Annotated in this window: 25 protein-coding genes; 17 read left to right on the top strand and 8 right to left on the bottom strand. The window is 71.8% G+C overall.

Annotated features, from left to right (window positions below; all coding sequences use genetic code 11):
* Positions 1 to 17: 17 nt before the first annotated feature.
* From LV75_RS06605 to LV75_RS06620, 4 genes are all read right to left on the bottom strand, one after another.
* On the bottom strand, positions 18 to 917 hold the full coding sequence (locus LV75_RS06605) for an endonuclease/exonuclease/phosphatase family protein (RefSeq protein ID WP_253885803.1): 900 nt from the start codon (positions 915 to 917) through the stop codon (positions 18 to 20).
* Positions 918 to 1281: 364 nt separating this feature from the next.
* Complete coding sequence (locus LV75_RS06610) at positions 1282 to 1899, bottom strand: DUF305 domain-containing protein (RefSeq protein ID WP_253885805.1); 618 nt, start codon at positions 1897 to 1899, stop codon at positions 1282 to 1284.
* A 62-nt stretch (positions 1900 to 1961) separates the two neighbouring features.
* Entirely contained in the window at positions 1962 to 2798 is an 837-nt protein-coding gene (locus LV75_RS06615) for a thioredoxin-like domain-containing protein (RefSeq protein ID WP_253885806.1), read from the bottom strand.
* A gap of 119 nt (positions 2799 to 2917) precedes the next feature.
* Positions 2918 to 3604 carry a thioredoxin-like domain-containing protein gene (locus LV75_RS06620; RefSeq protein ID WP_253885807.1) on the bottom strand — a complete coding sequence of 229 codons (687 nt, stop codon included), beginning with the start codon at positions 3602 to 3604 and terminating at the stop codon, positions 2918 to 2920.
* A 58-nt stretch (positions 3605 to 3662) separates the two neighbouring features.
* Here LV75_RS06620 and LV75_RS06625 point away from each other — a divergent pair, with 58 nt between their 5' ends.
* The 6 genes from LV75_RS06625 (at position 3663) to rho (ending at position 11796) form a co-directional block, all read left to right on the top strand.
* The gene (locus LV75_RS06625; RefSeq protein WP_253885809.1) at positions 3663 to 4523 is read left to right on the top strand and encodes a DALR anticodon-binding domain-containing protein; all 861 of its coding nucleotides are present in this window, start codon (positions 3663 to 3665) and stop codon (positions 4521 to 4523) included.
* Between the two features lie 5 nt (positions 4524 to 4528).
* Positions 4529 to 5965, top strand: a complete 1437-nt coding sequence (gene lysA / locus LV75_RS06630; RefSeq protein ID WP_253885810.1) for a diaminopimelate decarboxylase — start codon at positions 4529 to 4531, stop codon at positions 5963 to 5965.
* The gene (locus LV75_RS06635) at positions 5962 to 7281 is read left to right on the top strand and encodes a homoserine dehydrogenase (RefSeq protein WP_253885812.1); all 1320 of its coding nucleotides are present in this window, start codon (positions 5962 to 5964) and stop codon (positions 7279 to 7281) included. Before lysA ends, LV75_RS06635 begins: the two co-directional genes overlap by 4 nt.
* Positions 7278 to 8354: a threonine synthase gene (gene thrC / locus LV75_RS06640; protein ID WP_253885814.1), complete on the top strand. Its 1077-nt coding sequence runs from the start codon at positions 7278 to 7280 to the stop codon at positions 8352 to 8354. The genes LV75_RS06635 and thrC overlap by 4 nt, the downstream gene beginning before the upstream one ends.
* A complete protein-coding gene (gene thrB, locus LV75_RS06645) occupies positions 8351 to 9247 on the top strand; it encodes a homoserine kinase (RefSeq protein ID WP_253885816.1) in 897 nt (298 codons plus the stop codon). The genes thrC and thrB overlap by 4 nt, the downstream gene beginning before the upstream one ends.
* 452 nt (positions 9248 to 9699) lie before the next feature.
* Positions 9700 to 11796 carry a transcription termination factor Rho gene (gene rho / locus LV75_RS06650; protein ID WP_253885817.1) on the top strand — a complete coding sequence of 699 codons (2097 nt, stop codon included), beginning with the start codon at positions 9700 to 9702 and terminating at the stop codon, positions 11794 to 11796.
* Between the two features lie 1007 nt (positions 11797 to 12803).
* Here the strand turns inward: rho and LV75_RS06655 are convergent.
* The gene (locus LV75_RS06655; protein ID WP_253885818.1) at positions 12804 to 13196 is read right to left on the bottom strand and encodes a hypothetical protein; all 393 of its coding nucleotides are present in this window, start codon (positions 13194 to 13196) and stop codon (positions 12804 to 12806) included.
* 231 nt (positions 13197 to 13427) lie between these two features.
* On the opposite strand from LV75_RS06655, the gene rpmE reads away from it, so the two are divergent.
* The 3 genes from rpmE (at position 13428) to prmC (ending at position 15660) form a co-directional block, all read left to right on the top strand.
* A complete protein-coding gene (gene rpmE / locus LV75_RS06660) occupies positions 13428 to 13649 on the top strand; it encodes a 50S ribosomal protein L31 (RefSeq protein WP_253885820.1) in 222 nt (73 codons plus the stop codon).
* A 69-nt stretch (positions 13650 to 13718) separates the two neighbouring features.
* Positions 13719 to 14795 carry a peptide chain release factor 1 gene (prfA, locus tag LV75_RS06665; protein ID WP_253885822.1) on the top strand — a complete coding sequence of 359 codons (1077 nt, stop codon included), beginning with the start codon at positions 13719 to 13721 and terminating at the stop codon, positions 14793 to 14795.
* Position 14796: 1 nt separating this feature from the next.
* The gene (gene prmC / locus LV75_RS06670; RefSeq protein WP_253885823.1) at positions 14797 to 15660 is read left to right on the top strand and encodes a peptide chain release factor N(5)-glutamine methyltransferase; all 864 of its coding nucleotides are present in this window, start codon (positions 14797 to 14799) and stop codon (positions 15658 to 15660) included.
* A 343-nt stretch (positions 15661 to 16003) separates the two neighbouring features.
* On the opposite strand, the gene LV75_RS06675 is transcribed toward prmC, so the two are convergent.
* The 3 genes from LV75_RS06675 to LV75_RS06685 all read right to left on the bottom strand — a co-directional run bounded on the left by LV75_RS06675 (position 16004) and on the right by LV75_RS06685 (position 18576).
* Entirely contained in the window at positions 16004 to 16207 is a 204-nt protein-coding gene (locus LV75_RS06675; RefSeq protein ID WP_253885825.1) for a hypothetical protein, read from the bottom strand.
* Between the two features lie 3 nt (positions 16208 to 16210).
* A complete protein-coding gene (locus LV75_RS06680; RefSeq protein WP_253885827.1) occupies positions 16211 to 17881 on the bottom strand; it encodes an AbeC-like domain-containing protein in 1671 nt (556 codons plus the stop codon).
* Between the two features lie 95 nt (positions 17882 to 17976).
* Positions 17977 to 18576 (bottom strand): serine/threonine kinase C-terminal domain-containing protein, encoded by a 600-nt coding sequence (locus tag LV75_RS06685; RefSeq protein WP_253885828.1) that lies wholly within the window; start codon positions 18574 to 18576, stop codon positions 17977 to 17979.
* 156 nt (positions 18577 to 18732) lie between these two features.
* Here LV75_RS06685 and LV75_RS06690 point away from each other — a divergent pair, with 156 nt between their 5' ends.
* The 8 genes from LV75_RS06690 to LV75_RS06725 all read left to right on the top strand — a co-directional run bounded on the left by LV75_RS06690 (position 18733) and on the right by LV75_RS06725 (position 24919).
* The gene (locus LV75_RS06690) at positions 18733 to 19554 is read left to right on the top strand and encodes a tetratricopeptide repeat protein (RefSeq protein ID WP_253885829.1); all 822 of its coding nucleotides are present in this window, start codon (positions 18733 to 18735) and stop codon (positions 19552 to 19554) included.
* A gap of 67 nt (positions 19555 to 19621) precedes the next feature.
* Complete coding sequence (locus LV75_RS06695) at positions 19622 to 20269, top strand: L-threonylcarbamoyladenylate synthase (RefSeq protein ID WP_253885830.1); 648 nt, start codon at positions 19622 to 19624, stop codon at positions 20267 to 20269.
* 156 nt (positions 20270 to 20425) lie between these two features.
* Positions 20426 to 21580, top strand: a complete 1155-nt coding sequence (locus LV75_RS06700) for a glycosyltransferase family 4 protein (RefSeq protein WP_253885832.1) — start codon at positions 20426 to 20428, stop codon at positions 21578 to 21580.
* Positions 21577 to 22146 (top strand): Cg1360 family ATP-synthase-associated protein, encoded by a 570-nt coding sequence (locus LV75_RS06705; RefSeq protein ID WP_253885833.1) that lies wholly within the window; start codon positions 21577 to 21579, stop codon positions 22144 to 22146. The genes LV75_RS06700 and LV75_RS06705 overlap by 4 nt, the downstream gene beginning before the upstream one ends.
* A 235-nt stretch (positions 22147 to 22381) precedes the next feature.
* Entirely contained in the window at positions 22382 to 23164 is a 783-nt protein-coding gene (gene atpB / locus LV75_RS06710; RefSeq protein WP_253885835.1) for a F0F1 ATP synthase subunit A, read from the top strand.
* Between the two features lie 62 nt (positions 23165 to 23226).
* Positions 23227 to 23484 (top strand): ATP synthase subunit C-like protein, encoded by a 258-nt coding sequence (locus tag LV75_RS06715; protein ID WP_307860482.1) that lies wholly within the window; start codon positions 23227 to 23229, stop codon positions 23482 to 23484.
* 31 nt (positions 23485 to 23515) lie between these two features.
* The gene (locus tag LV75_RS06720; RefSeq protein ID WP_308210878.1) at positions 23516 to 24070 is read left to right on the top strand and encodes a F0F1 ATP synthase subunit B; all 555 of its coding nucleotides are present in this window, start codon (positions 23516 to 23518) and stop codon (positions 24068 to 24070) included.
* A gap of 24 nt (positions 24071 to 24094) precedes the next feature.
* Complete coding sequence (locus tag LV75_RS06725; protein ID WP_253885989.1) at positions 24095 to 24919, top strand: F0F1 ATP synthase subunit delta; 825 nt, start codon at positions 24095 to 24097, stop codon at positions 24917 to 24919.
* Positions 24920 to 24960 lie beyond the last annotated feature (41 nt).

A 24960-nucleotide genomic window follows, 5' to 3' on the forward strand; every position in this document is an offset into this window, starting at 1 on the left:
CGGGTCTCCTCCAGGTGTCAGGACTCGGTGAACGACACCGGCCGGTGGTCCGAGCCGAACTGCTGGCCCGGCTCGGGCGCGACCCGCTCGAAGACGCGCGCGTCGAACCCCTTCGCCCCGTCGGGGTCCGACCACATCAGGTAGTCCAGCGTGAGGTCGCCCTTGCGCGTCGTCGCCCTGGTCGGGGCCGCGAGGCGGATGTCCGGGTCGAGCGCGGGGCGGATGTACTTGGGTTCGGCGTTGAAGTCGCCCAACACCAGCCACCCGCGGGCGCCGGGCACCGCGTAGGTGGCTTCTTCCGCTTTCCGCAGCAGCGCGCCGATGTTGATCCCGCTGGGGGCGTTGGCGTTGGCGTGCGCGGTGTAGATGACGTTGTTGTCGGTCAGCACCAGTTGCAGCAGGCCGCGGTCGCCGTCGTAGTAGTCCTCGCCCCGGATGGGCGGGATGTAGTCCCAGGACTTCACCGGGACCGTGGCCGTGTCCACGACGAACGCCAGGTTGTTCTTGCTGTTCTGCTCCCCGGTGCCCACTTTTCGATCATCCGATTCCACGAAATACAACTGGCGGTTGTAAGTGTTCGCCCCCAGCTTGACGGGCCAGGCGCACTGCCGGGCGTGGCGCAGCGACTTGACCGACGCCGTGCATTTCCACCTGCTCGTGGAATCGTCGATCTCCTTGAGCGAACCGGCCTCCTGCAGGGCGACGACGTCGTGCGCGGGCACGAGACTGGCCACACCGCGCTGCTGCGGCGACGTGACCCAGACGTTGCGCCCCTTGTAGGTGGCGCCCTGCATGTTCCAGGTGGCGAAGGTGTACTCGGTCACGTGCGCCGCGGCCGCGGGCCGCGCCTCCACCACCGCAACCCCCACGGCGACGGCCACCGCCACCAGCAGGTGCGGAACTCCTCGTTTTGCCACAGCCCACCTCAAGCGAATCCCGACGCGATAGGCCCCGGACCGTCCCACCGGTACTGATCACGCGTCAATCGGATCACCGCGCGGCCACCCGACCGTGCGGCCGATGTCACCCGGGAGCGGCTCTCGCCGCACCCGGGCAGCCGGACACCGCGCTTTCATTGCCAACAACAGAAGTGGGCAATTCGCGATTTCGTTCGGGCGGCGCCCCTGGTTGAATGTGGAACCGATTCGAAATTCGACCTCGGGCCGCTCTGGCTATGAAAGTGAAACTAGGAAGTTGTTGCGCACTGCCCATTTCCGGGGCCTAGATGACAGCCGCCCGCCCCGGGTGACCGGGACGGGCGGAGGAGGGGAGAGCCGGCGGCTAGTTGGGCAGCGGTTGGGCGCCCCGGGCCTTGATCATGGAGGTGAGCAGGGTGACCTCGGCCTGCTGACCAGAGGCGATCTTCTGCGCCAGGTTCCGCACGTACCCCAGCCGGGCGTGGTCGGCGGCGTAGGAGGCCATTTCCAGGCCGCCCTCGTGGTGGCGGAGCATGAGCTGCAGGAAGTAGACGGTGAACTCCGTGCCCTTGAGGGCGCGCAGCTTCATCAGCTCCTCGCTCGTGGCCATGCCGGGCATCAGGTCGACGCCGGTGGTGTCCGAGTGGGTGTGGGCGCCCGCCATCCAGCGCATGTGCGGCTGGTCCGGCGGCGACAGCGTCGGTTGGCCCCACACCGTCAGCCAGCCGCTGAGCTGGCCGCTCTGGTCGAGCTGGGTGGACTCGATGTCGAAGGCCAGTTGCCGGACCTCGGTGTCCTCGCTGCGGTCGCGGGCCATCCCGGCCAGGGTGATGGCCTGCAGGTGGTGCACCCGCATGTCCTGGGAGAACCCGACGTCGATCGAGTCGGGGCCGGGGTTGTCGTCACCGCCGCCCACCGCGGCGAGCGTGATGAGCATGCCCGCCGCCGCGCCGACCAGCAGCACGACGACCGCGGCCGCCACGTAAACGAGCGTCGACCGCCCCCCGGATGAGCTGGGGGCGGTCGACGGGGTGTCCTGGTCGGTCACTGGGAGGGCTGGGCGGCCGACGTGGTCGGGGCGGCGGGGGTCGAGGCCGCGGGGGCCGACGGGGCGGTGCTGGCGCCCGGGGCCTTGCCGTCCATGCCGACCGCGTCCGCGCCGGGCTTCTCGGCCACGAACGGCGGCGGGGTGGCCGGGTCGAAACCGGTCTGGTTGCTGTCGCAGCGGCCGCCCGGCTCGGGGTTCTGGTAGTTGTTCGTGCGCAGCGACTTGATGAACTGGTCGATCCGCTCGTCGTCGGCGCTGTCGAGCTTGAGCTGGTGGCCCCACGACTGCAGCGAGATCGGCCGGTCGAGACCGGGGTAGGGCGACATCAGCATGTACGCGGTGCCCTCGACCTTGGACTTCAGCTTGTCCAGCGCCGCGCCCTGGACCTTGTCCGGGTTGTAGGCGATCCACACCGAGCCGTGCTCCAGCGCGTGCACCATGTTCTCGGTGCGGACCGCGCTCGGGTACACGATGCCGGTGCAGTCGGCCCAGACGCCGTCGTGCGGGCCGCCGAAGGGCGGGCTCTGGTCGTAGGCCACCCGCTGGGTGGACTGGACGTGCTGGCCGGAGGCGTACTGGACCTTGACCACGCCCTGGATGGACTCCGACGGGTCCTTGTTGTCCTCGGAGGCGATGAACTTCTGCGCGTCCGAGACCTGCAGGAACGCGTAGGTGAACACGCCGCCCGCCAGCAGCACGATCGCGGTGATGCCCGCGATCAGAGCCCAGGGCGGGCCCTTCTTGGTGACCACGGTCGACCGCGCGGCCTTGACCGCGTTCTTGCCGCCACCCTTGCCGCCCTGTGGGCCCTTCTTCTTCGTTCCGCTGGCCATGCCGTCCCTCGGACCTCGAGCGCGTCGGTTCCCGACCGGGAAACCCGCACCTGGTGGGTGCGGAGGCCAAGTCTAGGGAACAGGTGTCTGGTCGGTGTCAACCGAGGGCCACCGGTGGGTCACCGACCGGTCGGCGGGATCGCACCAGGTCCGGGGTCCGACGGGTCGAACGGGGGCGGGTTGTCCTGGTCGAAGCGATCGGGATCGATCTGGTCGCAGGACGCCCCCGGTTCGGGGGTCAGGTACTGGTTGGCCCTGGTCGCCTGGATGAACTGGTCGACCCGCTTGTCGTCGGCCGAATCCACCTGCAGTTGGCGCCCCCAGGACTGCACGGACACCGCCTTGGGCTGTCCGGGGTAGGGCGACAGGACGGTGTACGGCTTGCCGTTGACCTTCTTCACCAGTGCGGCGACACCGTCCTCGTCGAGCTTGTCCGGGTCGTAGGTCAGCCAGACCGCGCCGTGCTCCAGCGAGTGCACGAGGTTCTCGGTGCGCACCGCCTTCTTGTAGACCACGCCGTTGCACGGCGCCCACACCGCGTCGTGCGCGCCGCCCAGCGGGGGCTTGTGGTCGTAGGCGACCCGCTCGGTCGGCTTGACGTGCTTGGCGCCCTCGTACTCGATCGCCAGCACGCCGTCGATCTTCTTCGTCGGGTCCTGGTTGTCCTCGGTGGGGCTGAACCCCGGATCGGCGCTCGAGGCCCCGCTCGACTCGGCGACCACCGGGCTGCCCTGCTGCTCGCTCGCGCAGCCCGCGAGCGCGACGCAGGCGGCGGCGAGGGCGAGGTGGCGCGCGTACCGGATCATGCTGGTGAGTCTATGGACCCCAGGCGGCCGCCAGTACCCCGATACCTAGACTTGAGCGGTGACCCCAGCCGTGCTCGCTGACCTGGTTCGTTCCGCCGTGGTGCGGGTGCTGGGCGATCGCGGGCTCGACACCGGGGCCGTGCCGAGCGAGGTCGCCGTCACCCGTCCGCGCGACCGCGGCCGGGGTGATTACGCCACCGCCGTCGCGCTGCGCGCCGCCGGTCCGGCCGGTGTCCCGCCGCGGTTGCTGGCGCACTGGCTGGCCGACGAACTGCTCGGGCACCCCGCCGTGGCCGCCGCCGAGGTCGCGGGCGCCGGGTACGTCAACGTCGAGTTGACCGCCGAGACCCGCGCCGACGCCGTCCGCCGCGCCATCGAGGCCCCCGCGCCCCCGGCGCCGCGGCTCACCCTCCCGGCCACCGTGCGCACCACCACCGGCGACCTGCCCTTCGCCGACCTGGTCGCCGCCGCGGGTGCCGACGCGGCCAGGTTCGCCGCCCTGAGCGATGTCACCGTGGACGTCGGGGTGCTGCGCGGGCGGACCGAGGAGAACCCGTTCCACGTCGTGGTCTACGTGCACGCGATGCTCAGCGCACTGCTGCGCAACGGCGAGGATCTCGGCGTCGTGCCGACCACAGTGGACGTCCACCTGCTCGACCACCCCGACGAGGTCGACCTGGTGCGCACCGTCGCGGAGTTCCCCGACGCCGTCACCGGTCCGCCCGCGCGAACCGTCCGCTACCTGCGCAGGCTCGCCGACCAGGCGTGGGAGTTCACCGAACAGCACCGCGTGCTGCCCCAGGGCGACGCGCAACCGCGCCGCGAGCACGACGCCCTGCTGGCGTTGTGCGCCGCGGCCCGGCGGGTACTGGCCACCGGGCTGGGGCAGCTCGGGATCACCGCACCGCAACGATTGTAGGAATCATGAGGGCACACCCGGCAGGTCCGCGGCACGCGGAGGTCCTGCCGCCGAGCAACACCGCGAGCGAGCGGCCGACGACCGCGGCCGCGCTCGACGAGCTCGTCGAGTCCGTCTGGCCGCGCAACACCACCCGCGGCGCGGACGGCGCTGTGCGCGTCGCTGGCGTCGACGTGCGCGAGCTGGCCGAGACCTACGGCACCCCGCTGTTCGTCGTGGACGAGGCCGACTTCCGCGCGCGCTGCCGCGAGCACGCGCAGGCCTTCGGCGACCCGGCGCTGGTGCACTACGCGTCCAAGGCGTTCCTGTCGGTCGAGATCGCCCGCTGGGTCGCCGACGAGGGCCTGAGCATCGACGTCTGCAGCGGCGGCGAGCTCGCCGTGGCGCTGCGCGCGGACTTCCCGCCCGCGCGGATCACCTTGCACGGCAACAACAAGTCGACCGCGGAGCTGGCGCAGGCGCTCGACGCCGGGGTCGGCACCATCGTGGTCGACTCGTTCTTCGAGATCGCCCGGCTCGACCAGCTCGCCCGCGAGCGCGACACCGTCGCCGACGTCCTCATCCGGGTGACCGTCGGCGTCGAGGCGCACACCCACGAGTTCATCGCGACCGCGCACGAGGACCAGAAGTTCGGCTTCTCGCTCGCGGGCGGCGACGCCGCCGAGGCGGCGCGGCGGGTGCTCAAGGCGGGCGGGCTGCGCCTGATCGGCCTGCACAGCCACATCGGGTCGCAGATCTTCGACGCCGACGGCTTCGAGGTCGCCGCGCACCGGGTGATCGGCCTGCTCGCCGAGCTGCACGCCGAGCACGGCGCCGAGGAGCTCGCCGGGGTCGCGACCGTCGACCTGGGTGGCGGCCTGGGCATCGCCTACACCGCCCAGGACGACCCGCCGCCGCCCGCCTGGCTGGCCGAGCAGCTGCGCACCATCGTCACCAAGGAGTGCGAGCAGGCGGGCCTGCCGCTGCCGAAGATCGCCGTCGAGCCGGGCAGGGCCATCGTCGGCCCCGGCATGATCACCCTCTACGAGGTCGGCACCACCAAGGACGTCTCGCTCGGCCACGGAACCGGCCGCCGCTACGTCAGCGTGGACGGCGGGATGAGCGACAACATCCGCACGGCCCTCTACGACGCCCTCTACGACACCCGACTGGTTTCGCGCTCCAGCGACGAGGGCGAGCGCGGCGCGCACGCGGTGCTGTCCCGAGTGGTGGGCAAACACTGTGAGTCCGGTGACGTTGTGGTGCGAGACTGCTGGCTGCCCGACAACCTGGCACCCGGCGACCTGCTGGCGGTGGCGGCGACCGGCGCTTACTGCTATTCGATGGCGAGCAACTACAACCGGCTGCCCCGGCCCGCCGTGGTCGCCGTGCGCGAAGGCGGGGCGCGGCTGCTGCTGCGCCGCGAGACCGTGGACGACCTGCTGAGACTGGAGACCTCTTGACCTCGGCGACGAGCGAGACAGCACAACCGATCCGGGTGGCCCTGCTGGGCTGCGGCACCGTGGGGACGCAGATCGTGCGGCTGCTCACCGAGCAGGCCGACGACCTCACCGCCCGCGTCGGCGGGGGGATCGAGCTCGTCGGCATCGCGGTGCGCAGGCCCAACAAGCACCGCGACGTGCCAGCCGAGCTGCTCACCACCGACGCCGCTGCCCTGGTCACCCGGCCGGACGTGGACGTGGTGGTCGAGGTCATCGGCGGCATCGAGCCGACCAGGGGCTGGCTGCTCGCCGCGCTCAACGCGGGCAAATCCGTGGTCACCGCGAACAAGGCGCTGCTGGCCGAGCACGCTGGCGAGCTGTTCGACGCCGCGGGCCGCTCCGGTGCCGACCTGTACTTCGAGGCGTCGGTCGCCGGGGCCATCCCGCTGCTGCGGCCGCTGCGCGAGTCGCTGGCCGGTGACCGCATCACCCGGGTGATGGGCATCGTCAACGGCACCACCAACTTCATCCTGTCCGCGATGGACGAGACCGGCGCCGGGTACTCCGAGACCCTCGACGAGGCGTCGCGGCTCGGCTACGCCGAGGCCGACCCGACCGCCGACGTGGACGGCTTCGACGCCGCGTCCAAGGCCGCGATCCTGGCCTCGCTGGCGTTCCACACCCGGGTCACCGCTGGCGACGTGCACCGCGAGGGCATCTCCGCGGTCACCTCGGCCGACTTCGCCGCCGCCCGCGCGCTCGGCCGCACGATCAAGCTGCTGGCGATCTGCGAGCGGGTGCGCGACGCCGACGGCCAGGAGTCCGTCGCGGTGCGGGTGCACCCGGCGATGATCCCGCGCAGCCACCCGCTGGCGGGCGTCAACGGCGCGTTCAACGCGGTGTTCGTCGAGGCGGAGGCCGCCGGTCAGCTCATGTTCTACGGGCCCGGCGCCGGCGGTGCACCCACCGCCAGCGCCGTGCTCGGCGATCTGGTCGCGGTCGCCCGCAACCGGGTCGTCGGCGGGCGCGGACCGCGCGAGTCGGCCTACGCCGACCTGCCGGTGCGCCCGATCGCGCAGGCCTCGACCAGGTACCACATCAGCCTGGACGTGGCCGACCGCGCGGGTGTGCTGGCGGCGGTCGCCGCCGAGTTCGCCCAGCACGAGGTGAGCATCGCCGCGGTCCGCCAAGAGGGCCGGGCGAACGACGCGAGCCTGGTGATCGTCACCCACTCGGCGCCGGACGCCGCCCTGCGGTCCACTGTGGACAAGGTGGCCGGGTTGCCGTTCGTGCACGAGGTGGTCAGCGTGATGCGGGTCGAAGGCGAGGAGTCATGAGCAACCCCACCGGTGCGCGGCCAGGGTGGCCGGGCATCATCGAGGCGTACCGGGACCGGATCGCGGTGCCCGACGGCGCCAAGGTCATCTCCCTCGGCGAGGGCAACACCCCGTTGCTGCCCGCGCCGTACCTGTCGGAGCGCACCGGCAGCGCCGTCTACCTCAAGGTCGAGGGCCACAACCCGACCGGGTCCTTCAAGGACCGCGGCATGACCGTGGCCATCACTTACGCGCTCGCCCAGGGGCTTGAGGCGGTCATCTGCGCCTCCACCGGCAACACCTCCGCCTCGGCGTCGGCCTACGCCGCCCGCGCCGGGCTCACCTCCGCGGTCCTGGTGCCGCGCGGCAAGATCGCGCAGGGCAAGCTCGCCCAGGCCGTCGCCTACGGCGCCCGGGTCCTGCAGATCGACGGGAACTTCGACGACTGCCTCGAGTTGGCCCGCAAGACCTCGGCGGAGTACCCGGTCGGGCTGGTCAATTCGGTGAACCCGGTCCGCTTGGTCGGCCAGAAGACCGCGGCCTGGGAGATCTGCGACGCCCTCGGCCGGGCCCCGGACATCCACTGCCTGCCGGTGGGCAACGCGGGCAACATCACCGCGTACTGGCGGGGGTACCGCGACTACGTCGACGACGGCATCACCGGGCACGCGCCGCGGATGTTCGGCTTCCAGGCCGAGGGCGCGGCACCGATCGTGCGCGGCGAGCCGGTGCCCAACCCGGAGACCATCGCCACCGCGATCCGGGTCGGCAGCCCAGCGTCCTGGGCGGGCGCGGTGTCGGCCCGCGACGAGTCCAACGGGCTCATCGATGCGGTGAGCGACAAGCAGATCCTCGAGGCGTACCGGTTGCTGCCGCTGCGCGAGGGCGTTTTCGTGGAACCGGGTTCGGCCGCCAGCATCGCCGGTCTGCTCGCCACCGCGGCCGACGGTCGGCTGCCGGAGGGGTCCGTGGTGGTCTGCACGGTCACCGGGCACGGCCTCAAGGACCCCGACACCGCGCTGGACGGGCTGGTCGAGGTCGAGCCGGTGCCGGTGGACGCCGCGGCGGTCGCCTCCGCGCTGGAACTGCGGTGAGCGCGGGGGTCCGCGTCCGGGTCCCCGCCTCCTCGGCGAACCTGGGCGCGGGGTTCGACGCGCTCGGCCTCGCCCTCGCCCTGCACGACGTGATCGAGGTCCGCCCGCACACCAGCTCGCTGACCGTGCTGGTCAGCGGGGAGGGCGCCGACGACGTGGCGCTCGACGAGTCGCACCTGGTCGTGCGCGCGCTGCGGGCGGCGGTCGAGCACCTCGGGTACGACCCCGGCGGCCTGGAACTGACCTGTGCCAACGCGATCCCGCACGCGCGCGGTCTCGGGTCCTCCGCCGCGGCGATCGTCGCGGGCATCGCCGCCGGGTACGGCCTCGCGGGCGTCGAGCTGACCGGGACCGCGCGCGAGGACGCGCTGCACCTGGCCGCGGAGTTCGAGGGGCACGCCGACAACGTCGCGGCGAGCCTGCTCGGCGGCCTCGTGCTCGCCTGGGGCGACGAGCGCACCGGGCGCTTCCGCGCCGCGCGGGTCGAGCCGCACGAGGACCTCAGCCCGGTCGCGATCGTGCCCGCCGAGCGGTCGGCGACCCACGTGACCAGGGGGTTGCTGCCCGAGGTCGTGCCGCACGCCGACGCCGCGTTCGCCGTGGGGCGCGCCGCGCTCGCCGTGCAGGCCATCGCCGAGCGGCCCGACCTGCTGCTGCCCGCGACCGCGGACACGCTGCACCAGGACTACCGGGAGAAGGCGTGGCCGGACACCCTGCGGGTGGTCCGCGAACTGCGCGCCCGCGGCGTCGCCGCCGCCGTGTCCGGTGCCGGGCCGACGGTCCTGGCGCTGACCACGGGCAGTGCCCTGCCGCGGGCGGTCGACCTCACCGGCTTCACGGTCATCCCCGTTGCGGTAGACCGATCGGGCGTCGTGGTGACCCCGCTCGGCTGAGCCGCGACACCGGCGGTGACGGTGCCACTGCGTCAATGGGGGACGGCGGGGTGACCCAGATCACCGTCCCCCGGTCGACATCCGGGCCGACGCGCTGTGAGCCGGTTGTTGCACCTTGAGTGACTGCCGTCTACCCTCGGGGGCGTTCAGTCACCGCGCGCACGGGCGCCGGTGCAGTTCCCGGGGAGCTCTTTCCCCGGGTCGCATCATCTGCCGGGGTATCGGCTCTGTCCTGAGTTTCAAGGTCCGAGTCGGGCTCGCAGATACCCGATGGCCGCGGTGGCCAGCAGCTCCCTGTTTTGGCGGCCGCGTTCGCACGGTTGGCCCGGCCCCGTGACCTCCTCTTGGTGGCGCGGGAGTTCGGCGCAGGGGAGATACGCCGTCTCGCGTTCCGACGACACGGCGGTCCGCTGGTCCACGTAGGAGGCGGGGACCGGTCAGGAAGGACTTGTGTGAGCAATACCGATCTACTGAGCAGCGACCCGGCCGCCAAGGCGCAGGCCAACGGGGGCACACCCCGTCGCAGGGCGGGGCTGTCCGGCATGGTCCTCGCCGAACTGCGTGAGCTCGCGGGTCAACTGGGGATCACCGGTACCACGGGGATGCGCAAGGGCGACCTCATCGCTGCCATCAAGGAGCGGCAGGGTGGCGGCTCGGGCGGAGCCGCCCAGCAACTGCCGCTCAACGGCACCGACGCCCCCGTCGAGGCCAAGCCCAAGCGCGAGCGGGCGGCCAAGGCCGAGCGCACCGAGGTCGCGGAGGCGCCTGCCGCCGCGACCGAGACCGCGGCGCCGGAGGCACCGCGGCAGACCGACGGCGGCCGGGACAACCGCCGCCGCCGGGGCTCCAGCCGCGCGGCGGGCAGCCCGGAGCAGGCCGCGGGGACCGCGACCGCGGCCCCGGCGCCCAGCACCGCCCCCGCCAGCACCCCGGCGCCCGCCGAGCAGCAGGTGACCGCTCCGGCGCAGGCCGAGCAGCCGCGGCGGACCGAGTCCCGGGAGGACACCAGGCAGGACCGCCGCGACCGGGGCGAGCGCGGGGAGCGGGGCGAGCGGGGAGACCGCCGCGACCGCAACCGGCCCGACCGCGGTGACCGGCCGGACCGGGGCGACCGGCAGGACCGGCCCGACCGCTCCGAGCGGTCCGAGCGGTCCGAGCGCCCCGACCGGCAGGACAGGCAAGACCGTCCGGACCGGCAGGAGCGCCAAGACCGCCAGGACCGGCAGCAGGACCGCCAGTCCGAGGGTCGCCAGTCCGACCGGCAGGACAACCGGCCCGTCGACGACGATGACGACGACGAGCGCGGCGGTCGCCGCGGCCGCCGCTTCCGCGACCGCCGCCGCCGCGGTGGTCGCCCCGAGGGCACGACCGGCGGTGGCGGCCAGAACGACACCGAGGTCCGCGACGACGACGTCCTGCTCCCGGTCGCCGGTGTGCTCGACGTGCTGGAGAACTACGCGTTCGTGCGCACCTCCGGCTACCTCGCGGGCTCCAACGACGTCTACGTCTCGCTGTCGCTGGTGCGCAAGTACGGGCTGCGCCGCGGCGACGCCATCACCGGTCTGGTCCGCCAGCCGCGCGAGGGCGAGCAGCAGCGGCAGAAGTTCAACCCGCTGGTGCGGGTGGAGTCGATCAACGGCCTGGAGCCGGAGCAGGCGCGCAACCGGCCCGAGTTCACCAAGCTGACCCCGCTCTACCCCAACGAGCGGCTGCGCCTGGAGACCGAGTCGCACATCCTCACCACCCGCGTCATCGACCTGGTGATGCCGGTGGGCAAGGGGCAGCGCGCGCTCATCGTGTCCCCGCCCAAGGCGGGCAAGACCTCGGTGCTGCAGGCGATCGCGAACGCGATCACCACCAACAACCCCGAGGTCTACCTCATGGTGGTGCTCGTCGACGAGCGCCCGGAAGAGGTCACCGACATGCAGCGCTCGGTCAAGGGTGAGGTCATCGCCTCCACCTTCGACCGGCCGCCGGGCGACCACACCACCGTCGCGGAGCTGTCCATCGAGCGCGCCAAGCGCCTGGTGGAGATGGGCCACGACGTGGTGGTGCTGCTCGACTCGATCACCCGCCTGGGCCGCGCGTACAACCTCGCCGCCCCGGCGTCCGGCCGGATCCTCTCCGGCGGTGTCGACTCGACGGCGCTGTTCCCGCCCAAGCGCTTCCTCGGCGCCGCGCGCAACATCGAGGGTGGCGGTTCGCTGACCATCTTCGCCACCGCGCTGGTGGAGACCGGTTCCGCCGGTGACACCGTGATCTTCGAGGAGTTCAAGGGCACCGGCAACGCCGAGCTCAAGCTCGACCGCAAGATCGCCGACAAGCGCATCTTCCCCGCGGTCGACGTCGACCCGTCCGGTACCCGCAAGGAAGACCTGCTGCTCTCGCCGGACGAGCTCGCGGTGACGGTCAAGCTGCGCCGGGTGCTGCACGCCCTCGACAGCCAGGCCGCCATCGAGCTCCTGCTCGACCGGCTGCGCAAGTCGCGCACCAACATCGAGTTCCTGATGCAGGTAGCGAAGTCCACCCCCGGCGGAAACGACGACTAGTCGCACCCCCCCGGTTCAGTGACCGCCGAGTCCCCGTGCGCCTAGAGCGCGCGGGGACTCGGCCGTTGCGGGGTCGGGCCAGTCGGTATCAGCGCTGAGTGGGAGACCGGTCGTGATGATCAGGTCCGGCTCCTCGTCCGGGTGATCGCCCAGCGGGACCGAGCTCGGTCTCAGTGGCCGCCGAGGCCCACCTGCCCAACCACCGAGGGCTGAGCCATTGCGGCGATCAGCGCGGCGAGTGCGGGGCTGGGCCAGTCGGGTCCGGCGAAGCGCCGGGCGACCCGGCTCGGTGGCCGCCGAGGCTGCGGGTGCTCGGGGCGCGCGCGGGGCCTTGGCCGCTGCGGCCGCGATCAGACTGACTCTGGCGAGCACTCCGGTGCCGCCGCTTGGCGGTCGCCACGGCAACACGGTGCGTGCGAGGACAGATCAGGAGCACGGCGGCTGCTGGAGATGGCCGTGGTCGGCGCGGACCGCCGCTGCCGAGCCTTCACGTGCCCAGGCACCGAGGGCTGAAGCCGTTGCGGCGATCAGCGCGGGGCTGGGCCAGTCGGTTCGGCTCGGCGCGGGGCGACCGGGCTCGGGCTCGGTGGCCGCCGAGGCGGCGGGTGCGCGCGGGGACTCGGTCGTTGCGGCGGCGATCCGGGCAACGGTGGCGCACTCCGGTGCCGCCGCTTGGTGGTCGTCACGGCAACACAGTGCGCGGGTGGGCAGGTCAGGAGCGTGGCGGCTGCTGGAGATGGCTGTGGTCGGCCTCAGCCTCGGTGATCGCCGGGTTCGTGTGCGCACGAGGCGCGTGCTTGGCGTCGGGGTCGGGGCCTGCCGCCTGTTCGGCGAGGTTGCGTGGCTGGTCGGCGCACCGGCGGTTTCGGGGATGACGGTGCCCGGCTGCCAAAGGTTCTGCGGGCTCAGCGGTTGCGTCGATCAGCGCGAGTCGGATTCGGCGCGGGGCGGGGCGATCAGATCTGGCTCCTCGTTCGGGTGATCGCCGAGCGGACTCAAGTTCGGTCTCAGTGGCCGCCGAGGCCGCGGGTGCCGGGGGCGCGGGGGGACTCGGTCGTCGCGGCGGCTATCAGGGCTACCGCGGCGGGGACGCCGATGCCGACGGCCAGGCCGGTGGGTACGGCTACCCCGTGCAGGGCGAGTCCGGCGCAGAACACCGCTGCCGGGTAGGGCAGGGCCAGGGCTATCCGCTGCGCGGCCGACCACCAGGTCACCGAGGGGGCCAGCACGACGGTCAGGCCCGCGGCGGCGCCGAGCAGGCCGCTGGAGAGGGTGACCGACCAGGAGGCGCCCAGCAGCAGCCCGCCGAGCGCGGTCAGCCCGAGCACGGCGAGGGTGAACAACACGGGTACCGCCAGCCACGCCACCGGCGACAGCGGTCTGCCCAGGCCTCGCAACACCCGTCGATTCTCCGTCCGACCTGGCGATTCCCCCAGGTGGGCATCGGCGAGCGGGCGGGCGGCCGCGGCGGGAGGGCGCCTGGGCGCGACGAGCGGTGGAATAGCCCGATCCGGGCCCGCGTTACACCGATCGCCAGCGCGTCTGGCAAACTGTCAGGTCGAGTCCGGCTCCGGTTCACCCCTGCTCGGCAACGGGGACCCGGCGGCCATTTCCACCGAGAGGCGACCACCGTGAAGAACGGCATCCACCCCGAGTACGTCAGCACCGACGTGACGTGCGGCTGCGGGAACACCTTCACCACCCGCAGCACCAAGACGACCGGCAGCATCTTCGTCGAGGTCTGCTCCGCCTGCCACCCGTTCTACACCGGCAAGCAGAAGATCCTCGACACCGGCGGCCGGGTCGCGCGGTTCGAGGCCCGCTACGGCAAGCGGACCAAGACCGCCAAGTAGCCACGCTCACGGCGCCCGCCCGGGACTCGGGCGGGCGCCGTTCGCATAACCGCACGAGGGGAGCCCGGCGTGGACGCCGGATCGCTGAGCCAGTTGCGCACCGAGTACGCCGAGCTGGAGACCTCGCTCGCCGACCCGGCGGTGCACGCCGACCAGGACCGGGCCCGCAAGCTGGGCCGCCGCTACGCCGAGCTGTCCGCGGTGGTCAAGGCCGCCCGCGAGCTCGACACCGCGCGCAGCGACCTGGGGGCGGCCAGGGAGCTGGCCGACGAGGACCCGGCGTTCGCCGAGGAGGCCGACGAGCTGGCGGCGCGGATCCCGGTGCTGGAGACCAAGCTCACCGAGCTGCTGCTGCCGCGCGACCCGCACGACAGCGCCGACGTGCTGCTGGAGGTCAAGTCCGGCGAGGGCGGCGAGGAGTCGGCGCTGTTCGCTGGCGACCTGCTGCGGATGTACCTGCGCTACGCCGAGCGGCACGGCTGGAAGGCCGAGGTCCTCGACGGCACCGAGTCCGACCTGGGCGGCTACAAGGACGTCACGGTCGCCATCAAGAGCAAGGGCACCGACCCCGACGGCGTGTGGGCCCGGCTGAAGTTCGAGGGCGGCGTGCACCGGGTGCAGCGGGTGCCGGTGACCGAGTCGCAGGGCCGCATCCACACCTCCGCCGCGGGCGTGCTCGTCGTGCCCGAGGTCGAGGACTCCGAGGACTTCGCCGAGATCCCGGACAAGGACCTGCGGGTCGACGTGTACCGCTCGTCGGGCAAGGGCGGGCAGAGCGTCAACACGACCGACTCGGCCGTGCGCATCACGCACCTGCCGACCGGCATCGTGGTGTCCTGCCAGAACGAGCGCTCGCAGCTGCAGAACAAGGCCCGCGCCATGCAGGTCCTGCGCGCCCGCCTGCTCGCCGCCGCCGAGGAGGAGGCCGCCAAGCAGGCCTCCGACGCGCGCCGCAGCCAGATCCGCACGGTCGACCGGTCCGAGCGGGTGCGCACCTACAACTTCCCGGAGAACCGCATCTCCGACCACCGGGTCGGCTACAAGGCGCACAACCTCGAGGCCGTGCTCGACGGCGACCTCGACGGCGTGCTGGACGCCCTCGCCGAGGCCGACCGCACCGAGCGCCTGGCGAGCTCGGCGGGCTGACGTGCGCCACCCCCTGCGCCTGGCCGTCCGCGACGCCGAACGCATCCTCACCGCCGCGGGCGTGGACTCCCCGCGCAACGACGCCGAACTCCTGGCCGCCCACGTCCTCGGCGTCGACCGCGGCAGGCTGGTGCTGATCCCGCTGGTCTCGTCCGAGGAGGTCGACGAGCTCGCTGGCCTGGTCCGCCGCCGAGCGGCCCGGGAACCGTTGCAGCACTTGACCGGCACGGTCGCGATGGGGGCGATCGAGGTCTCGGTGGGACCGGGCGTGTTCGTCCCCCGCCCGGAGACGGAACTGTTGTTCGCCTGGGCACTGGCGGCGTTGGAGGGCGTGCACGCCCCGGTCGTGGTGGACCTGTGCACGGGTTCGGGAGTACTCGCCCTGGCCGTCGCCCAAGCCCGCCCGGACGCCGTCGTGCACGCCGTGGAACTGGACCTGTCCGCCCTGGCCTGGGCCCGCCGCAACGCCGACACCCGCGTCACCGCCGGGGACACCGCGATCCGCCTGCACCACGGCGATGTGACCGCCCCCGACCTGCTGTCCGAACTGGACGGACAGGTGGACCTGGTGCTGTGCAACCCCCCCTACGTCCCCGAAGGCACCGACGTCCCCCCCGAGGTCGCCGACCACGACCCCCACCACGCCGTCTTCTCCGGCCCCGACGGCCTCACCGTCATCCGCTCCGTCGTCTCCCTGGCCGCCCGCCTCCTCCGCCCCGGTGGCCACCTCGCCATAGAACACGACGACACCCACGGCGAATCCGTGCCCGACCTCCTCCGCGCCCGCCGCGTCCTGTCCTCTGTGGAGTCTCACCTAGACCTCGCCGAGCGCCCCAGATTCGCCACCGCTTCCCGCACTGGCTGACACTCCTCGACTCCTCGAGCATGGTTGGTTCCGCAGTTTTCCCTTTGCTGTTGCCCTTCCCGAACCTCCGGTGCCAACTCAACCCACCCGCCACCAACCCCGCCCCCGCCACACTGCTCGATGCGGTGGATTTGTTTTGCGTGGGGGGACAACACCCGTAGCCTCGTTCGGCGGCTGCTGGGCCGTCCCTTTGGCCCCCAGCTTTTGAGCCCAGCACGGGTGTTGTAGGGGCCCCGCGCAAAACAAGTCCACCGCATCGAGCACCCCCACCCGAAACCACGTCCCCCCGCCCCACGCCCGCCGACGGCGAAGCCGAGGTCCGCCCAGCGCAGCCCCGCACGCGTCAGCTGAACGGATCCGACAACGCCCGATCCAGCGCACTCAACTCCGAACGCACAACCGGCGCATCGTCCGGCGCATCGTCAAGCAACTCAGCGTCCACCGAAACCGCGTCCACCGAAACAGCTGACGCCCCAACAACATTGCCGTCCCCCGCCACGAAGTTCCCCGTAGCGTCCCCACCGACGTGGATGCTGTTCTCCGCCACGGATCACTCCTTCGGCTTGGGCTCCAACGGACTGCTCACCTTGTTCCCGCTCCCCGCCACTACCGCGCCCTGCACCGACCCGCCGATGCGGATGTTGTTGTTGACCACCGTGCTCGCCTGGGCCTCGAACGACGCGGGGGAGTAGCCCGCCTCGCGCAGCAGGGTCGTCACGGCGACGACGAGGCGGCTCTCCAGGAGTTTGAGGTACCGCTCGGTGTCGGCGAGCTGGAAGTAGTTGTGCAGCCCGGGGTCCTGCGCCAGTTCGCGCAGGCTGTCGCGGGAGCCGTAGCGGTCCGGGTCGAGGTCGTCGTGGGAGCGGCGCAGGAAGGTCAGGGCGCTCGCGGCCCGCGCGGGCAGGGTCGCCGGTAGCCGGATCAGGTCGCCGAGGCCCGCCAGGTACGGGCGCAGCGGGGAGTGCCTGGCCTTGTCGATCTGCTGGAACCGCTGGTCGATCGGGCGCAGCACGCAGGGCGTCCACTCCACGTACAGCGTCGACCCGTCCATCGCCACGTGCAGGTACACCGACAGCACCAGGTCCCGGTCCCAGGTCTCGACCTGGAAGCACCGGTAGTAGCGCGCCCACTCCACCGGCAGGTCGCGCAGCACCTCGGCGCGGGTGCGCCCCACCCACCTGGTGGGCCGCTGCCCCGGCGCGGCGAGGAACTCCGCGCCCTCCGCGGTGCCAACGTGGTCGACCAGTTCGCGCGCGGAGACGATCACGTGCTCCGTTGTGGACAGTGCGCGCAGCCGCGCCCCGGGGGCCAGCGCCGTCGCCGTGTGCAGCTTGGCGACCTCGGTGGTGATCGCCTCGTACAGCGCGGAAGTCGACAGCAGCGCCGTCTGCTCGCGCTGCTCGTCGCGCACCAGCGCGGTGGCGATCGACCACGGCTCGAACGTGGATCCCGCGCCGACGAACGGGTGGTAGCCGCGGTGCACCACCACCGGCACCGCCGCGGGGTCCTCGTTCGCCGTGCCAGACAGGTATTCCGCGTGCAGCCGCTCGGTGAACCGCGACGGCGCGCTCTCCAGGATCGGGCGGTTCGACAGCCCGGCGCGCAACGCCGCGCCCGCGCGGTTGCCCCGGTGGAACTGGACGGTCAGCAGCCGCCACACGGCAAGCCGGTTGAGCAGCAGCACCGCCAGCAGCGGCACCACGACCGCGAACACCACCGCGATCGACCCGTCGTCGTCCTCGGCCAGGGTGTAGATCTCGGAGCGGGAGCGGCGGCGCGAGTACGCGGACGCGAACGGGTCGCTGTCGAGGTAGGTGAACAGGGCGAGCCCCACGACGACCGCCGCGAGCGTGCCGACGACCGCGCCGAGCACCGCACCCGAGGGCGGGGTGCTCGGCCGTACCGGGCCCTTGCGCCGCTGCCAGGCCGTGATGGCGCCCGTGACCAGGAGCGCGAGCAGCAGCCAGACCAGCAGCAGGGTGCCGGGGAGGGTGAACAGCGCGATCACCGCCAGCACCAGCACCGACCAGTCGACCAGTTTGCGCCTGCGCCTGGCCGCGATCGCCTCGCCGAGCACCGGGGCCGCGTCCACCCCCGGCGACGGCGCGCCGGGGCGGGTCGGTTCCAGCAGGTACTCGCGGATCGCGTTGTCGGCGAACCCGGCGTCCAGGTGCGCCGCCGCGCAGAGGTAGCGGGTGGTGTCGTCGCGGTCCTCGGTCATCGGACCCCCGGAGCCGAATTCGTATGAAGTACGGTCACTCGTGGTGCGTCATAGTCCACCAACGGGTGAAATCGGTCAACCCTCGACCCGGCGGCTCACGGGGTGGTGTTGTCGACCATGGTGCGGTAGATCGGCGCGGTCTCCGACCAGCGCGCGGCCTGCGAACTCGCGTAGAGGAAGTACTCCGTGCCGCCGACCCGCCAGTACATCGAGTGCGCGTGGCGCCTGCCCGCGGCCGAGTCGTGCTCGAACTCCCAGTCCAGCGCGGGGACCTTGTGGTAGGTCGTGGTGCCCAGGCTCAGCCGCTGGAACCCCCGGTGCGCCTCGGCGAAGCGCAGCTCGTAGTCCACGTGCGCGTCGACCAGGTCCTGCGCCGGGGCCGCCGAGCCGCCGTAGCGGACGTAGCGGGTCGGGTCGGTCGGGTCGGTCGCCTGCATCGCGCCTGGCCCGGACGACCGGGTGATGGTCCAGCCGGTGGGGATCGTCGTGATCAGGCCACCGGGGCCAGCCACCCGCTGGTAGCCATCGGGGATCGGCATCGCGACCGGCGAGGGCGGACCCGTGGTGGTCGAGGCCGCTGGTGGGGTCGGCGCCTCGGTGTAGATGTACACCGGATAGGCCTGGACCTGCGGTTCCTTCGGGGTCACCAGCAGCACCGTGCCCACCGCGGCGCTCACCGCGGCGTAGGCGACCACGAGTGAGGACGCCAGCCAGCGCGAGCTCAGCTGGTATCCCCGGTGAGCTCGGCGTCCCCGCTGCCGATGACTGGTCGTGATCGCTCCCTGGCACGTCCGGTATGCCGGATCCCCGGTATGGCGTACTGAGGGTAGCGTGCGCACCTGGGTGATCCAATGCTTCGCACATGGCAGGACGTCACCGCCAAGTGGCGGCTGGTGACCGACAGCGACGACAGCGCTACCGATTCGCTCGCCGCCCGGCAGTTCGCCGCCGCGGCGCGCACCGCGCTGCTCGCCGGACGGCTCGACGAGGCCGTCGCGGGCTTCGAGGAGGCCGCCGCGCTGCGCACCCACCCGGTGGACCAGGTGGGCATCGGCGACGTGCTCCTCGCCAGGGGCCGCTGGCGCACCGCGGCCCAGCACTACCAGGCCGCGGTGGCGCTCGACCCGGACAACGTGCTCGCCGCGCTCGGCCTCTCGCAGGCCATGGTCGCCGGGCGCGACGCCGAGGGGGCCGCGCGCGAACTGGAGCGCCGCTTCGGCGACAGCACGCACCCGGTGCTGCGCTACTACCTCGCCAGCACCTGGGCCTCGGTCGGGGACCAGATCAGGGCCACCACCGACGACGAGGTCCTCGTCATCACCAGCGAGACCCAGTTGCGCCAGTGCGAGCACGCCGCGCTGCGCATCCTCGAACTCGACGTCGAGGACCACGAACTGCGCCGCGGCGCCGAACGGCTGCTCGCCGAGGTCCACTCCGGACGGAAGTGGCAGTGGCGCCCGGAGGGCATCGCGGTCAGCCTCGCCGTGCTGGCCGTGTCGCTCGGGATCACGCTCGTGGCCGTGGGCGGGGTGATCGGCAGCGTCCTGGTCGTCATCGCGGGCATCGTCGCCGGGAGCGCCCTGCTCTACCTGATCGTCGTCCACTTCCGACGGCAGGCGTGGCAGGCGCGCGCGGCGAGCATGGCCGACCGGATCACCCGCCCGGGCGCGTGAGCCCGCGCGGTGATCACCGGCGGATCTGCCTGACACGGCGGAGCCGGACACCGCTAGGCTCGCGCGGGTGACGGTCTTCGACTGTGGTGAACGTGGTCAGCGCGAGGACGGCCTCGGGGCCGCCGCGAGCGCGGTCCGCTCCGGCAGGCTCGTGGTGATCCCGACCGACACCGTGTACGGCATCGGGTGCGACGCCTTCTCCTCGACCGCGGTGGCCGGGCTGCTGGCGGCCAAGAACCGCGGCCCGGACATGCCGGTCGGGGTGCTCGTCGGGTCCTGGACCACCATCGACGGCCTGGTGCTGTCGGTCCCGCACACCGCGCGCACCCTGGTCGAGGCGTTCTGGCCGGGTGACCTGTCCATCGTGCTGCCGCACGCCCCGTCGCTGAACTGGGACCTCGGCCGCACCGGCGGGACGGTCATGCTGCGGATGCCGCTGCACCCGGTGGCGATCGAGCTGCTGCGCGAGGTCGGCCCGATGGCCGTCTCCAGCGCCAACCGCTCCGGCGAGCCGCCCGCCTCGACCGCGCAGGAGGCCGTCGAGCAGTTCGGCGACCTCGTCGGCATCTACCTCGACGGCGGCCCGTCCGGCGACCCGGTTCCGTCCACGATCGTCGACCTCACCGGCGACGAACCACTGGTGCTGCGCGAAGGCGCGGTCGGCGTCGCCGCCGTGCGCGAGGCGCTGGGCACCGAGGTCCGCACCGCCAGGTAGGTCCGCCAGGCCGCGGGCAAGACCCGCTCTGCCCGAGCGCACCGCCCGAGCAAGCACCGCCAGAACAGCTAGCACCCGAACAGCAGAGCCCGACCAGCAGGAGAGTCGACCCGCCGTGCCCACGCCCACCCGCCCCAGCGACCGGGGCACCCCCGCGTGATCCCCACGGGCGATTTCGCTCCAGCGGGCCTGCCGGTCCGCGAGTACCTGCTGGTCGGCCTGGTCACCGCGGTGCTGACGTTCCTGCTCACCGGCCTGGTCCGGCTGTTCGCGATCCGCTTCGGCGCCGTGGCCTACCCGCGCCAGCGCGACGTGCACGTGGTGCCGATCCCGCGCCTGGGCGGCCTGGGCATGTACCTCGGCGTGTGCGGCGGGATGCTGCTCGCGCACCAGCTCCCGGTGCTGCGCCGCGCTTTCGACTACTCGTTCGACCCGACCGCGGTGCTCATCGGCGGCGGCATCATCGTGCTCATCGGGATGCTCGACGACCGCTTCGAGCTGGACTCGCTCACCAAGCTCGCGGGCCAGATCACCTGCGCGGGCATCCTCGTGCTGTACGGGATCCAGTGGGTGGTGCTGTGGGTGCCGTGGGGCGGTGACGCCGACGGGTTCGGCTCGGTGCTGATCCTCGACCAGAACCAGGGCGGGCTGCTGGCCATCCTGCTCGCGGTCACCCTGATCAACGCGATCAACTTCATCGACGGCCTCGACGGCCTCGCCGCAGGCGTCGGCATGATCGCCGCCGCCGCCACCGCCGTGTTCGCCCTGCACCTGCTCGACCTCTCCGGCGGCGACGTCGGCACCTACTCGCCCGCGCTGATCGCCGCGACCCTGGCAGGCGCGTGCCTGGGCTTCCTGCCGCACAACTTCCAACCGGCCCGGCTGTTCATGGGCGACTCCGGCTCGATGCTCATCGGCCTGATGCTCGCCGCGGCCAGCACCACCGCCTCGGGCAGGGCCAATCCGCCCATCTGGGGCCTTTCCGACGCCATCGCGCTGTTCTCGCCGCTGCTGATCGTCGCCGCCGTGCTGTTCATCCCGGTGCTCGACCTGCTGCTCGCGGTGATCCGGCGCACCAGGCGCGGGGTCAGCCCGTTCTCCGCGGACAAGATGCACCTGCACCACCGGTTGCTCGAGATCGGCCACTCCCAGCGCCGCGCGGTGCTGTTGATCTACTTGTGGGCCTGCCTGCTGGCCTTCGGCGCGGTGGCGGTGACCATCTACGACGTCTCCGCCGTGGTCTGGGTGGTCGGCGTCGGCGTCCTCATCGCGGTGATCATTTCCGCCATCCCTAGACTGAGGTCACGATGAGCGAGCACACCCACGACACCGAAGACCAGAGCGCGACCGCGGCCCAGCCCGCAGACGCGGCGCAGAGCACAACCACAGCGCAGAGCGCAACCACAGCGCAGAGCACGACCGCTGCGCAGAGCGCGACCACGGCGCCGGAGATCGATCCGCACGCCAAGTCCCTGCTGACCCTGGCCAACGCCATGTTCCGCTACGCGCTGTGGCCGTCGCTGGCCACGATCGCGATCGGCGCGGTGGTGTTCGGTCTGATCAACGGCAGCGCGGGCCTGTTCGGCGCACTGGTCGGCGGCCTGCTCGCTGCGGCTTCCTCGCTGCTGACGCTGTTGCTCATGCGCAAGACCGCGCACCTGGGCCCGCACATAGGCATGGCCGCGTCGCTGGGTGGTTTCGTCGGCAAGTTGCTCGTCCTGCTGCTGGTCATGACGGCGCTGCGCGGGGTGGACGCGTTGCACGCCAAGTCACTCGGCATCACGATGGTCGCTGTGGTGCTCGTCGCTGCGGCCGCCGAGGCCGTGGCGTTCCGCCGGACCAAGCTGCCGACCATCATCCCGGCGGGCGAGAAGTAGCCCTTTACCTGGGAACAGGCAACTAGCAGTACGCCTGTCCGGAGTGCGTGCACTGCCTGCTATCGTTCGCGTCAGCGGTGGGCGGCCGGATGTGCACGCGTGCTCACCATGGCGACCCGGGATCTCGGGTGGCCGCCTGAAGACATACCAAGTTCGTCAGGTACGTTACGTCCTGATCGTGACGATTCCCCCGGCGGAGTGAACGCCGGCCGGGAGAACCGGAAGGAGCCCACAGGTGGGCAGGCTGGTGCTGGCCGAGGGTGACAAGTTCGCACCCCCCGGAGTCAAGGACTTTTTCCTCCCGCCGATCTTCGGCGATGTCACCAAGCCGATGGTGCTGATGGTCCTGTCCATCGTCATCATCTCGGCGTTCTTCCTGATCACGTCGCGGAACCTCAAGATCGTTCCCACTCGCTGGCAGTTCGCCGCCGAGTCGGTCTACGACTTCGGCCGCAACAACATCGCCCGGGAGCAGATCGGCTCGAAGGACTTCAAGCCCTTCGTCCCGCTTATTCTCACGCTGTTCACCTTCGTGTTGGTGAACAACCTCTACGGGATCATCCCCATCATCCAGTTCCCGACGATGGCGCGCTTCGGTTTCCCCCTCGCGATCGCGGTGCTGGTGGTCTACCCGGTTTACCACTACGTCGGGTTCAAGCGGCACGGCTTCGTCGGCTACCTCAAGCACGCGACCGTCCCGCCCGGCGCGCCGACGGCGATCTACTTCCTGCTGACTCCCATCGAGTTCCTGCAGAAGTTCGTCCTGAACCCCGTCACGCTGGCGATCCGGGTGTTCGCCGCGATGTTCGCGGGCCACCTCATTCTGCTGGTGTTCACCCTTGGTGGTGAGTACCTGCTCCTGCACGCCGCCGGACCGCTCAAGCCGGTCTCGCTCGTCTCCTGGGCCTTCGCCATCGCGATGACCTTCCTGGAGGCGTTCATCCAGGTGCTGCAGGCGTACATCTTCGCGTTGCTGTCGGCCAACTACATCGGCATGGCGCTCGCCGAAGACCACTAAGGAACACCATCAAGCCCCCGATCCGCGGGTACCCGCGGACCGAGTTGGAAAGGGATACACAAGTGAGCAGTGTTCTCCTCGCTCAGGAAGTCGCGACGACCGCGGGCATCAACCCGGGTCTTGCCGCCATCGGCTACGGCCTCGGCGCGATCGGCCCCGGCATCGGCGTCGGTCTGATCTGGGCCGCGGTCATCAACGGCACCGCCCGCCAGCCGGAGGCCCAGGGCAAGCTCATGGGCATCGCCTGGACGACCTTCGTGCTCGTCGAGGTGCTCGCGCTGATCGGTCTGGTCGTCTACTTCATCGCTTCCGGCGGCTGATCCACAGCCCTTCGTCAGTTAGGGAGTCGACGTGGTGAAGTCAGCCGCAGTGCTTTTCCTCGCCGAGGACGCGCCCAGCCCGGTCATGCCGCACATCGCCGAGGTCATCCTCGGTCTGGTGGCGTTCCTGCTCCTGCTGTTCGTGATCTCGAAGTTCGTCGCGCCCAAGTTCGAGGCCCTCTACACCGAGCGGACCGAGAAGATCCAGGGCGGGATCGAGAAGGCCGAGGCCGCGCAGAAGGAAGCCGAAGCCGCGCTGCAGCAGTACAAGGCGCAGTTGGCCGAGGCGCGGGCGGAGTCGGCGCGCATCCGCGACGACGCCAGGGCCGAGGCCGAGCAGATCAAGGAAGAGCTGCGCGCCCAGGCCCAGGCCGAGTCCGCGCGCATCGTCGCGCAGGGCCAGGCCCAGCTGCAGGCCCAGCGGGCCCAGATCGTCGCCGAGCTGCGCGCCGAGCTGGGGCGCCAGGCCGTCGAGCTGGCAGGCCGCATCGTGGGTGAGTCCCTTGAGGACGAAGCCCGCCGTCGCGGCACGGTCGACCGGTTCCTGGCCGACCTCGACACGGTCTCCGCACCGGCGAAGCGCTAGGGGACGTCCTCGATGACCTCAACTGTGACCAGCGCGCTGCACGCGGCCAGCCGGGAGGCGCTCGCCGCCGTCGAGCTCACGCTGCTCGACGTGCTCGAGGCCGCCCCGGCCGGGTCGACGACGCTGGGCGGGGAGCTCTTCGCCGTCGTCGGCCTGCTCGACCGGGAGATCGGCCTGCGCCGCACGCTGGCCGACTCCTCGACCGCGGCGGGGGCCAGGTCCCGCCTGGTCACCGACCTGCTCACCGGCAAGGTGGCCGCGGACACGCTCAAGGTGCTCACCACCGCGGCCGCGGCCCGCTGGTCGAGCCCGCGTGAACTGGTCGACGGCCTGGAGTCGCTCGCCACCACCGCCCTGCTGGTCGGGGCGGAGCGCGCGGGCAGGCTCGACGCGGTCGAGGACGAGCTGTTCCGGCTCGGCCGCATCCTCGACGACCAGAGCGAGCTCGAGCAGGTGCTCGGCGACCGCAACGGCAGCGTCGAGGGCAAGCTCGCCCTCGTCCGCGAACTCATCGGGGCCAAGGTGGACGCCACCACCGAGACCCTGGTGGAGAACCTGGTCGCGCAGCCGCGCGGCCGGTCGCTGGTGCCCGGCCTGGAGGCGCTCGCCGCCGAGGCGGCGCGGCGCAGGGAGCGGTCGGTGGCCCACGTGGTGTCCGCGGGCGCGCTCTCCGCCGAGCAGCAGGACCGGCTCGCGGCGACCCTGCAGCGGATCTACTCGCGGCCCATCGCGCTGCACCTGGAGATCGACCCCGGCATCGGCGGTGGCCTGGTCATCAAGGTCGGCGACGAGGTCATCGACGGCAGCACCTCAGGACAGCTCGACGCGCTGCGGCGTCGGTTCTCCTGACCCCTAACTTCCCCCGAAGCAACGAAGTGAGAGCAGGAACG

The sequence above is a fragment of the Actinokineospora diospyrosa genome (genome assembly GCF_024171925.1).
Classification (GTDB): Bacteria; Actinomycetota; Actinomycetes; order Mycobacteriales; family Pseudonocardiaceae; genus Actinokineospora; species Actinokineospora diospyrosa.